This window comes from Rhizobium sp. 57MFTsu3.2, from assembly GCF_012932765.1.
Lineage (GTDB): Bacteria > Pseudomonadota > Alphaproteobacteria > Rhizobiales > Rhizobiaceae > Rhizobium > Rhizobium altiplani.
In genome coordinates this window covers 314,262-326,605 of sequence record NZ_JDWI01000002.1, presented here as the reverse complement: position 1 = coordinate 326,605, position 12,344 = coordinate 314,262, and the positions used below count along the sequence as shown (strand labels likewise).

The window sequence follows — 12,344 nt, the reverse complement described above, 5'->3', positions numbered from 1 at the left end:
CGGTGGACCGACAATGATCCTCTTCCAAGGTCAAAAACGACGGGGCAATGTATCGACCGCATCAAGACTGAGGGGCTGCGATCGAACCGCGTTCAACGAATGGGCACTCGAGCTTGATCTTCTGGGTGGTTCGGTGGGATGAAATACCCTCGTTGTGGTCGAGGAGGACACCGACGGCCCATCGCGCCATTTCGTCATGGGGTAACAGCACCGTTGAAAGTGGTGGCACCAGGTAGGAGGCCAGATCCTCGTCGTCGAATCCCACCACGGAGATGTCTTCGGGCACACGCAGGCCGCGGCTTTTGATGGCGTCATATGCGCCGACGGCCATTCGGTCATTGAAGCAGAAGATGGCAGTCGGCGGGTCTTTCCGATCAAGCAATTTGAGGGTCAGTTCGCGGCCGCCATTGACGGTCCATCCTCCCATCAATACCAGGTCTTCGTCGACGGGCACATCCCATGTGGTCAGCGCTTGCCGGTATCCCTTCTCGCGGTCCCTGGCAGCTTCGATCCAGTCCTCGCCCTTCAGGTGCGCGATCCTTCGATGACCGGCCTTCAGCAACGCCTCGGTCGCCGCATGCCCGCCGGCGATATCGCCGGGAACGACCGAGGGATGACGCCGATGCTTCTCATAGCAATTCACGAGAACTGTGGGGATGTCGTTCAGCCGTTCCGGGACAACGATCTGTCGGGTCGTCAGGGTGGTATAAAGAATGCCGATGACGTTCAATTCCTGAAGCAGATCGAGAGCCGCGCTCTCGATCCTGGGATCCGAGCGCGTGCAGAAGGTCGCGATCAGGATATCCTGCAGGGCGGCTTCATCGCGCGCGCCCTCGATGAAGGGCATGGCAAACGGTGTTGTGCTGACTTCATCGAGCAGCAGCCCGATAACGGGTCGCCGATGCTCGGGAACATTGTGTCGGGGGCCCTTGCGATAACCAAGGGCTTCGGCCGCTTCCACGACGCGCGATCGGGTCACCTCTGAAACGCGGGGATTGCTGACCCCATTCAATACCAGCGACACCGTTGCTTGTGAGACGCCTGCACGCTGTGCAACGTCAACCATGGTTGCACGCTTGGTCAATGCTTGTCCCACTTCATCGATCGGCCCATCCCATTCATCAAATTATAGAAAACCCAGTTTTCCGACAACCGTCCACTGTGGGTTTTGCGGGTCCCGAATTTTCCGGCTTGCCAGGTAGTTATATTCTCTGTACCCATAACTAATAATATAACTAATAACATAATTCGCAAGGGAGAGAGTACATGACCGCCCCTGTCACGCCCGCATTGCCGCTATCCCGGGACGCGCGCCAGCGAATGACACTCGACGGCCTCTGGCAGTTCAAATTCGAAGGGGATGCCGACTGCCGCTCGATTTCCGTTCCATCCGTTTGGCAATCCGAATTTGCCGATCTTCGCGACGCGTTTGGCACCGCAAGCTACCGTCGACGATTCTTTCTGCCGCAAGAATGGGCGGAGCGCGACATCTCCCTTCACTTCGGCGCGGTGAACTATTTTGCTGAAGTCCTGGTCAATGGTCAGCCTATCGGCAACCACGAAGGAGGCTACCTTCCGTTCTCGTTGATGATTCCGAACAGCATCCTCAAAGCGGAAAATGAGATCGAGGTCTCGGTTACGCTTCCGAGCGCCGACGCGACCAGGTACCCGCAGTTTCCTTTTGCGGAAATTCCGCATGGCAAGCAAAGCTGGTACGGCCCTCTCGGTGGCATATGGCAATCGGTGACGCTGGAGGCGCGTGATACCAGCCACATCAAGCATGCCGAGGTAAGGGCAGACCTTTCCTCGGGTGTTGTTCGCTTCGATCTGGACCTTTCCGCATCCGCGGCAGACGCTGAGGTGCGCGTCGCTGTCTACGGGCCGGACGGAGCCCTGGAGGCCGCGGCAAAGGGATCTGGTCGCACCTTGAGCGTCGTTGTTGGCGAGGTGAAGTCCTGGTCGCCTGATGCACCGCAGCTTTACAGTGCCGACATCAGCCTTTCGGTCGCAGACGCAATCGTCGATGCGATTTCGGTTACATTCGGGTTTCGCACCATCGAGACCAGGGGCGGCCAGCTCTTCCTCAACGGTGCTCCGCTCTACATGCGTGCAGCACTTGATCAGGACTACTATCCCGAAGGCATCTGCACACCGCCTTCGCTTGAGTTCCTCGAGGACCAGGCGCGCAAGGCCAAGGCACTTGGGTTGAATACGCTGCGCATTCACATCAAGGTTCCCGACCCGCGCTACTACGATGTGGCGGACCGTATCGGTCTTTTGATCTGGACCGAAATTCCGAACGTCCAGACCTTCAGCGATGCCTCGGCGAGGCGAATGCGCGAGACCATGCAGGGAATCGTCAGGCGCGATGGCCATCACCCGTCGATCATCGCATGGACGATCATCAATGAGGATTGGGGAACACGTATCGTCGAGAACGCCGATCATCGCCAGTGGCTCACCGAGACCTACGACTGGTTGAAGACGCTCGACCCGAGCCGTCTTGTTTCGGACAATTCCGCCTGTTTCCCGAACTTCCATGTGAAGTCGGACCTCAATGACTACCACTACTACCGCTCCATTCCGGAACGACGCGAAGAGTGGGACGACATCACCAGGCAATTCGCCGAGGGCGCAGCGTGGAGCTATTCTGGCCTTGGCGATGCGCAGTGGCGAGGCGAAGAGCCTCTCATCGTCTCCGAGTTTGGCGTGTGGGGCTTGCCCGATCCCTCGAAACTCCTTCTGGAAGATGGTTCCGAGCCCTTCTGGATGGAAACCGGTGCGACATGGGGTGATGGCGTCGCCTATCCGCATGGCGTTCAAAAGCGCTTCCGCGCGCTCCATCTGGACACTGTCTTCAAGGACTTCGGATCTTTTATCGAGGCCGCGCAATGGTACCAGTTCGGGAACCTCAAATATGAAATCGAGGTGATGCGCGCCCATCCCAAGATCGTCGGCTACGTCATCACCGAATTCACGGACGTTCATTGGGAGGCAAACGGCCTTCTGGACATCAACAGAAATCCGCGTGTCTTCCACGACGACTTCGCGAGCATCAATAGCGACATCGTCGTGATCGCCCGCCCGAATGCCTGGTCTGCCTACGCCGGCGAAGTGCTGGAGGTGGATCTCTCGGTGGCGACCGGTGGCGCGTCCATTCCTGATGGCGCAACGATCCGCTGGACCTACGGGCAGGACGGCGAGCGGGCACTGCCGGCAACGGGTGCCAACGCGGTGGAAAGCGTCGGCATAGTGCAGATGCAAATGCCGGAAACCGACGTCAATCGCATGCTTCGCATCGAACTTGAGGTCATGTCCAACGGACGGCGGCTTGCGACCAATGTTCTCGATATCGCGCTGTACGCAAAGCGCGGCCGAGCCAACCTGCCGAGCATCGCTTCGAAGGATCCGGCGCTTCGCGCTTTTGCAGAGACACTGGGCTATCCGGTCTCTGAGCCTGATAAAGCGGAGGTCAATCTGGCGCATGCCCTTGATGAGAGCGACATTGAGGCAATGCGCCACGGGGCACGCTATCTTGTGATCGCCGATGGCAGCATTCCCACGCATCGCAATCTGCGCAAGGACATTCCCGAAGGCGAAAAGCTCTATCGCGAGATGACCATCGATGAGCGGGATATGCCTGTTGGTATCGACCAGCAGCTTCCAGGAATCGGACTGATCGCACGTGAAGGTACGCTCTGGCGTGGCGACTGGATTGCCAACTTCAGCTGGATCAGACGCAAAGGTGCGTTTGCTTCATTGCCGGGTGGCCCGTTGCTCGACCTGTCCTTCGAGAAGGTTGTTCCACATCACGTCATGACGGGCTTCCGCACCTTCGAGTATGCCGGACCGGTCCACGGCGGGCTGGTCATCGGTTGGGTCCACAAACCCGCCGTCACCATCGCTGAACGACGTGTCGGGCGCGGCAATCTCGTTGCAACGACCTTCCGGTTGACGAGCCACCCGGCCGGCACCGATCCGGTCGCTGCTGCCTTGTTCGATGCCATGATCGCGACGGTCAATCAGAGCAAATGAACGAGCTGAGGCGGGCGCGGAAAACCGCGCTCGGCCTCAAGCGGCAGGCTCTGGAAATCAATCAGCGGAGGAATACGTGGCGCTCATCGAACTGGTGAACATCAGCAAGCAATACGGTGCGGTGCAGGTCATCGACAACCTGTCCCTGACGATCAATTCCAACGAGTTCATGGTCTTCCTCGGCCCATCCGGGTGCGGGAAATCCACCTTGCTGCGAATGATTGCCGGGCTGGAGAGCATCGACGGCGGTGAGATACGCATCGACGGCAAGCGCATCGATCATCTGCCGCCGGGCGAACGAGGTATCGCCATGGTGTTCCAGCACTATGCGCTCTACCCGCATATGAGCGTACGCGACAACATGGCCTTCGGCTTGCGCAACATCGGGATCGACGAAGCGGAAATCGTTCGCCGGGTAACGGAGGCGGCAAAGGTTCTTGTTCTCGACAAGCTGCTTGATCGCAAGCCGGGGCAATTGTCCGGCGGTCAGCGTCAGCGCGTGGCCATCGGCCGCGCGATCGTCAAGGAGCCGCAAGCCTTCCTGTTCGACGAGCCCTTGTCGAATCTCGATGCGGCACTTCGCGTCAGAACGCGCGTCGAGCTGGCGCAGCTTCACAACCGCGTCAAATCGACGATGGTTTTCGTGACGCATGACCAGATCGAGGCGATGACGCTCGCACACCGGATCGTGGTCATGAACAATCGCCGCATCGAACAGGTCGGCACACCAATGGAGATTTATGCACGACCTGCGACACGTTTCGTCGCCGAGTTCGTCGGTTCTCCTGCCATGAACTTCCTGCCCGTGAAACTGGACCGCGATTTTGTTCGCCTAACCGACGGAACGACTGTCCATACGTCGGTTCCAATCAAAGAACTGGCGCCGGCCAGTGACTACACGATGGGTGTCCGCGCTGAAGCCATTTCGATCGGGCGATCCGGCACAGGCGACACGGATGCCGTTGTCGAGGTCATCGAGCGGCTGGGGGATCGCACGCTCGTCTATGCGCGCATCGCGGATAACTCGCTGCTGGTGGCAGAAGCCAAAGGAGACAGCCCACTCGCGCCAGGCGCAGCCGTGGCCCTGACGTTGGACGGCCGCCGGACCCACCTCTTTGACGCGGCCGGCCGAGGCTATCACACCGCGGAGGCAGCGTGATGAGCCAGGCCATCCACATGAACGAATCCCGATTGCGAAACGGCTTGTTCGTTGCGCCTTTCGTGCTTGTTTTCGTCTGCCTGCTCGTCATTCCTCTCTTTTGGGGCTTCTGGCTTGGCCTGACGAAGGCTGACCTGTTCGGTCCCGGCAAGTTTGTGGGGCTTGCAAACTATACGCGCCTCTTCAACGACAGGATTTTCCGCGGGGCAGTTCTGAATACGCTCTATTTCGTTGTCTTGACCGTGCCGGTTCTCGCGGTATTCGGACTTGCACTCGCGCTGGCGCTCAATCGCAAGACACGCTTCGCCTCGGTGATGCGCGCCGTCTTCTTTGCCTCGTCCGTGCTGTCGGTTACAGTGGTGACGCTGATATGGCGCATCGTCTTCATTCCCGACATTGGCCTGCTTTCCAATATCTTCGGCTGGTTCGGTCTGCCGCAGGTAACCTTCCTAAGCAATGCGCGTCTTGCGCTTCCGGCCGTTGCGATCGCAACGGTCTGGTGGGGTGTAGGCTTGCCGATGATGCTGTTTCTGGCCGCGCTGCAACAGGTGCCGGGCGAGATTTATGAAGCGGCTGCGCTCGACAATGCCGGGCGCTGGAAGACGCTGTGGCGCATTACGCTTCCGTCGATACGTCGGACATTCCTGCTCGTGCTGATCATTCAAAGCGTGCTTCAGTTCCAGGTATTCGGCCAGGCCCAGCTGATGACGCAGGGCGGCCCCAACAATGCTTCGAGACCGATTGTCCTTTACATCTACGACGTTGCCTTCACCCGCTTCGATGTCGGCATGGGCGCTGCGACCTCGCAGGTCCTGTTCGCGATCATCCTGATGGCCGGCATGCTGCAGTACTTCCTTTCCAACCGGCAGGGAGAAAATCGATGAGCCGCACGAGCTCCGGCATTGTCGGAAAATCCCTGGGAGACCGGATCATCCTTCTCGGCGTCGTGGCAGCCGGCCTGATCATGGTATTGCCGATCCTTTGGGTCGTCGGGCTGTCGTTCAAGCTCAATGCGGAACTGAAGCTGGATACGAATTCGGTCTTCCACGTTCCGTATACGATCAAGAACTACGCAGACGTGTTTGGCGGATCCAATGTCTTCCGATGGTTCTTGAACAGTCTCATCGTTTCGTCGGGGATGACGCTGGGTGTGCTGATCCTGTCGTCGCTTGCCGGCTATGGTTTCGCGCGGCTACGGTTTCCGGGGCGCGACATTCTGTTTGTCATCGTTCTGTTCGGCCTTGCCGTTCCGGAGCAGGCGGTGATCGTCGCACGTCATCAGATCTTCAGCATGCTGCGACTGCACAATACCTATCCTGGCCTGATCCTGCCCGGTTTGGCTGCGCCATTCGGTGTTTTCCTGATGACGCAGTACTTCCGGGAGATTCCCAAGGAACTGGATGAGGCAGCACTGCTCGACAACGCGTCGCGCTTCAAGATCTTCTGGACGGTTCTTCTACCCCTTACCATCCCGGCCCAGGCGACACTCGGTGTGTTCACCTTCCTCGGTGCCTGGAACGACTATCTGTGGCCGCTCATCTCGGCGACCAAGAAGGACATGTACACGATCACGACCGGCATTGCTTCGATGCAGATGAACTTCGCCCAGACTGAAGGCCTGGGCTTCCTGATGGCTCAGGCTGTGTTCGCAGGCCTGCCAACGCTCGCTGTCTACCTGTTCTTCCAGAAATACATCGTCACAGCGGTTTCGGGTTACGCAGTGCGATGACGATCATGATCTGACAATCCGGTTTCAACACGCATTTTCGCAAGCAATAGGAGGAGATTGCAATGAAGATTGGCATGAGGAACATCTTACTGGCGGCGACGCTGACCATGGCGTCGTGGCCAGCTCTGGCCGGTGATCCGGTCGAAATTACAGTTCAACGGTTCTTCGGAGCGTGCGACGCCGATTGGGAAACCAACACCGACGTCAGCAAGGCTGTAGGCGAGTGCGGAATCATCACGTCGCAGATCAACAAGTTCGTTGCCGACAATCCCGACATCAAGATCAATGTGAACACCGTCGAATGGCCTGGTTACGACCAGCTGACGGCGCAGCTGGCGTCGGGCGAGCCGCCAGATGTCGTCACCATCCATGAATCCGTACTGTCCGACTATCAGTCGAAGGGTCTTCTTGAGCCTCTGGACGCGGTACTGAAGGCTGCCGGCGTCGATTCTTCCACTTTCACCGCGGCGGGCCGGGAAGGGGTGACGAAGGAAGGCCAGATATTCGGCCTGCCGATCGATTCCCACACCATGCTGTGGCACATCAACATGAACTATTTCCGCAAGGCGGGTCTGGTGAATGATGACGGAACGCCGGTGCTGCCGAAGACGGCCGATGAACTGCTCGCACAGGCTAAGCAGTTCAAGGAAAAGACCGGCAAGCCCTATCTCGTTCAGAGCATGGCCAACGAAAAGGGTGCGTTCTATCGTGCCCTCTATATCTACCTGACCCAGATGAAGTCCGACTTCTTCGCAGATCCGACCCATGTCAAACTCAACACACCTGAAGCCAAGAAGATCGTCCAGCTGTTCAAGGACATCTACGATCAGGATCTGACCACGAAAGACCAGGACTATGCTGCATCCCTGTCCGGCTTTACCAAGGGGGACGGTGGTGTTCTCCTGAATGGTACCTGGGTTGTGGGTGACTTCGATGCCCTGTCGAAAGAGGCCGACAACGCGCTCACCAACGGCTACGCGGTCTATCCGTATCCGCCGGTGTTCGGCGGTGAACCGGCCTATTGGTCGGATGGCCACTCCTGGGCGATGACAAAGAAGGATCGTACCCCGGAGCAGGTTGCGGCAATCGGCAAGTTCCTGAAGTTCATGGCCGATCACAACTTCGATTGGGCCAGGACCGGTCACCTGCCGGCTCAGCAGGCGGTCATTGATTCAGCAGAGTTCAAGGCGCTGCCGCATCGCACCACGATCCTCAGCATCGCAAACGTCGCAAAACCCCTGCCTGCACAGGTTCGTCATCAGTTCGCGGTCAACGACATCATCGGCGAAGAGATCGCTTCTGCGATCACTGGGCAAAAAGAGATCGATGCCGCGCTCACAGACGCCGAAACCCGCGTCAACGATCTGCTTGCAAACTAGCCATAAAGGGGCTGTTCGAGCATTCCGGACAGCCCTTTGGCAATTTATGCCTCTGTAGAGGGGAAACTGGACGCGGTCAGCAGATCGGCACTCTGCAAGACCGCGCTCCAAAGACAGGAACCGTCCTTGACAGCTCGGTGCTTAACTCCTGGCCCCCCGGCTGGAATCGCAGCAAGCGTCCTGGCGAGGTAATTCCTTTCGTTCTCGATCGGTCGCATGGCCATCCTGACGCGTTCCTGCTCACCTTCGGTACAGTTCTGCCCTTCCAAGCTCGAGCGTTCGCTGCCCGCAACAAGGCTCCCCGGTGAGCTTACGGCTGCTCCTGCCGGAGAGTTGGACCAGCGATCAGGATCGGATGGGTCAGTTGTATCCTGCAATGTTTGATATCCCTAAAAAAGAGCAGCGATGGTCACATCATCGTCATGGAAGGCGAGGGAGGCTTCAACCTCGAAAACCATGTCCATTCGTGGTCTTAGTGGACATGACCCGCTTCTCTAGCGATTTCGTAAAACGCCTGCATGGCGTCGCTGACGCCTCCAACGGCGTCTCTCCGTCATGCGAGAGCGGTATGGTCCTCATTGGCCAAAAGGTGATCGCCCGATTTAGCTCGAAAGGCGTACAAGGTATTTTGCGCTTCTTCGGCTATGATTCGACAATCTGCACATTGGTAGATTTTCGCGAGGGGGCATGCCATGCATCGCAAAGCTCTCCGTTGGGCATCTCGCTCAATGCTATTGGATTCGTTGACTCCCCGGTGGCTAGCGGGCCGAAAGGCAAAGCTTCGCAATACCGCCTATAGGGAAGATAACAACTATCAACTCGCGCTGGCCGCACAAACGACCGATGCGATCAAGTCTGGCACTGCCTCCGACAGTCCCGTCAACACCATCGCGGTCAATGAGGATGACGATCGGTCGACGGGGGTGGTCTGCGACGCTCACGGCCAGGTCAATAACGACACCACACTGCCGTCGTTGGCCGATGGTTTCGCAACGATCTGCGGAGCCGGAGTTCAACGCGGCGACTTTGTAGCACATCAGCCGTTTGCTGTTGACGGTGCTGCGCAGACAGCGTCCGGACCAGGTTCGATTAGTGTAGGGAGCGGGTCCGCTTCCGGCAAAGTCGTCACCCCTGAATCGACCCCGTCAGCGCGGGCGAGTGTTCACGGATCGCACTCATTCCTGGCGTTTGGCATCGGCGGCTACCATACCTCTCCGACGCGAATGCTCGATTGGGCGCAAGGCGGCGGCATGCTCCAGCGTGACGGCCAACTGCCCGGAACCAGGCTGACCGAGGGATCGGACTATGTACCGACCGGCAAGGGAACATTTGGCGCGTCTGTCAGCGACCCGCTTCCGAACCGTGACCTTTCGCCCTTGTCAGGCTGGCACGGAACAACAATGTGGACGGGCTCAACAGTCTCGAACGGGTCATTGTCAGGCCGCGGGGAGATCGGAGCGGGAAGCGCAAGCTCCAAGGGTGTGAATATCCTTTCCGGCGCGGTGACTGAACCGGTGGGCACGCAAAGCGCAGCGACGCAGAGTCTGGCGGCGGCGGCCGCCACCACCAATGCGATTGTGGCGGAAAACCAGAAGCAGGGCAATCCGGAGAGCGAATGGGGCATCACGGGAGCCGGGAGCTCGAACATCGAGGGGTTCGCCACCGACATCAGCATCAATCGGGGCCAGACCGTCAGCTTCAAGATCAATACCAATTCCAACAACTATCGGATCGACATCTATCGCCTCGGTTATTACGGCGGCATGGGAGCACGCAAGGTTGACACCATTCAGCATACAGGCGTGCAAAACCAGCCTACAGCGTTGCGCGACAGCGCCACCGGTTTGGTCGACGCCGGCAACTGGTCGGTTTCAGCGTCTTGGGCAATTCCAGCCGACGCAACGTCGGGAATTTACATCGCGAAGCTCGTGCGTCAGGATGGTACCTTCGGCGAAAACCAAATCCCGTTCATCGTGCGCGACGACAGCAGCCACAGCGACGTCCTCTTCCAAACGTCGGATGAGACCTGGCAGGCCTACAATCCCTGGGGCGGGGCCAATTTATACCAAGGCAACGGGCCGGGAGGCGACTCGTCCCCAGGGCGCGCATACGCGGTTAGCTACAATCGCCCGATCACCACGAGGGGCGGCGGCCTGGCGGCCGGACCACAGGATTATATATTCGGTGTCGAATACCCAGCCATCCAGTGGTTGGAAAAGAACGGCTATGACGTTTCCTACATGGCCGGAGTGGACTCCGATCGCCTCGGCAGCCTGATTCAGAACCACAAGATGTTCCTGAGCGTCGGCCACGACGAGTATTGGTCGGGACAACAGCGCACCAACGTCGAGGCAGCGCGGGATGCTGGTGTAAACCTCTGCTTTTGGAGCGGCAACGAGGTCTACTGGGAGACGCGCTTCGCTCCGAGCATCAGTTCCGGCGCCCAAGCGTATCGCACCCTGGTGTGCTACAAGGAGACCAGGGCCGGCCCCATCGATCCGGATAACCAATGGACCGGAACCTACCGGGATCCACGGTTCGTCTCGCCGACCGCGGTCGGCGGAGGGCGGCCGGAGAATGCGCTGACCGGCACCATGTTCCAGGTCGACTCGTACCGAAGCGATTCGATCACCATCCCGTATGACGACGCCAATCTGCGCTTCTGGCGCGATACCAGCGTGGCAAACCTGCAACCTGGCCAGACGGCCACGCTCCAGCAGAACTATCTCGGGTATGAATGGGATCAGTCACCCGATAATGGCTGGCGTCCGGCCGGACTGATCGAACTGTCGTCGACCACCTTGCCCGTGGACCAATATCTCCTGGACTACGGCACCGTCACCGGGACTGCCACCGCAACGCACAATCTGACGCTTTACCGAGCTCCTAGCGGCGCCCTGGTGTTCGGCGCCGGCACGGTTTACTGGGCATGGGGACTCGATCAGAACCATGATCTGGAGGCCACTCCAGTCGATCCGCGGGTCAAGCAGGCCATGGTCAACCTGCTGGCGGACATGGGGATCCAGCCTGGCACATTGGAGGCCGGCCTGGTATCAGCAACGCAGTCGACGGATACGACAAAACCGGTATCATCGATCACCGCGCCGAACGACGGGACCCCTCTTAAGGTAGGCAACGCCATCACCATCAGCGGAACCGCATCCGACGTCGGCGGCGTCATCGCTGCCGTCGAGGTGTCGACCGATGGCGGGACAACGTGGCACCGGGCCGTTGGAGACGAGAGCTGGACCTATAGCTGGGTCGCGCAGACAGCCGGTACGTTCACCATAAAGACCCGGGCGGTGGACGACAGCCTCAATCTCGAAACCCCCGGTACTGGCCGAACAGTGACGGTAACCGGCAACAACTTCTTTTCCGCTTCAGCGATACCGCCCACCGTGCCTGACGGCGATGGCAACGCTATTGAAGTTGGAATGAAGTTCCAATCCTCAGTGGCAGGCACGGTCACGGGCGTGCGGTACTACAAGAGCGATTTGAACATCGGACCACACACGGGGTCGCTGTGGTCGAGCACAGGTACCAGGCTGGCAACGGTCACCTTCACCAACGAGTCAGGGGTCGGTTGGCAGGCCGCCAGCTTTTCCAACCCGGTCGCGATCACGGCTGGCACGACCTATGTGGTCTCGTATCACACCAACTACGGACACTACACGGCAACGGGAAACTACTTCGCTTCTTCCGTGACAAACGGATCACTCACGGCTCCGGCGAATGCCGGCGTCTACACCTATAATTCGGCCAGTGTTTTTCCGAGCAGCACCTTCAACAGCGAGAACTACTGGGTCGATGTTCTATTCAATCCAACAACGGCAAACAACACGCCACCGACGGCGGTTGCCGATGCCAGCGATGCGACCGAGAAGGGCGGCGTTGCCAATGGCTCGGGCGGTTCTGTCGCCAGTGGCAACGTGCTGACCAACGACACCGATCCGGACGCCGGCGACACCAAGACCGTCACGGCGGTCAGCTTCGGCGCGACGACAGGCACGCTCGGCACCGCACTTGCCGGTGCCTATGGCAG

General features: G+C 59.0%; 7 protein-coding genes. 6 read left to right on the top strand and 1 reads right to left on the bottom strand.

Annotated elements, in window-relative coordinates; all coding sequences use genetic code 11:
- Window positions 1-61: 61 nt before the first annotated feature.
- Window positions 62-1,084: a LacI family DNA-binding transcriptional regulator gene (locus AF71_RS04025; protein WP_169680095.1), complete on the bottom strand. Its 1,023-nt coding sequence runs from the start codon at window positions 1,082-1,084 to the stop codon at window positions 62-64.
- Between the two features lie 182 nt (window positions 1,085-1,266).
- On the opposite strand from AF71_RS04025, the gene AF71_RS04020 reads away from it, so the two are divergent.
- From AF71_RS04020 to AF71_RS03995, 6 genes are all read left to right on the top strand, one after another.
- On the top strand, window positions 1,267-4,035 hold the full coding sequence (locus tag AF71_RS04020) for a sugar-binding domain-containing protein (RefSeq protein WP_169680093.1): 2,769 nt from the start codon (window positions 1,267-1,269) through the stop codon (window positions 4,033-4,035).
- Between the two features lie 76 nt (window positions 4,036-4,111).
- Entirely contained in the window at window positions 4,112-5,194 is a 1,083-nt protein-coding gene (ugpC, locus tag AF71_RS04015; RefSeq protein WP_169680091.1) for a sn-glycerol-3-phosphate ABC transporter ATP-binding protein UgpC, read from the top strand.
- Window positions 5,194-6,078: a sugar ABC transporter permease gene (locus AF71_RS04010; RefSeq protein ID WP_169680089.1), complete on the top strand. Its 885-nt coding sequence runs from the start codon at window positions 5,194-5,196 to the stop codon at window positions 6,076-6,078. The genes ugpC and AF71_RS04010 overlap by 1 nt, the downstream gene beginning before the upstream one ends.
- Window positions 6,075-6,923, top strand: coding sequence for a carbohydrate ABC transporter permease (locus AF71_RS04005; RefSeq protein WP_169680087.1), 849 nt, complete (start codon window positions 6,075-6,077; stop codon window positions 6,921-6,923). The genes AF71_RS04010 and AF71_RS04005 overlap by 4 nt, the downstream gene beginning before the upstream one ends.
- 62 nt (window positions 6,924-6,985) lie before the next feature.
- Window positions 6,986-8,302 carry an extracellular solute-binding protein gene (locus tag AF71_RS04000; RefSeq protein WP_169680085.1) on the top strand — a complete coding sequence of 439 codons (1,317 nt, stop codon included), beginning with the start codon at window positions 6,986-6,988 and terminating at the stop codon, window positions 8,300-8,302.
- A 692-nt stretch (window positions 8,303-8,994) separates the two neighbouring features.
- Window positions 8,995-12,344: N,N-dimethylformamidase beta subunit family domain-containing protein (locus AF71_RS03995; RefSeq protein WP_169680083.1), on the top strand; the 3,350-nt coding region annotated here is incomplete at its 3' end.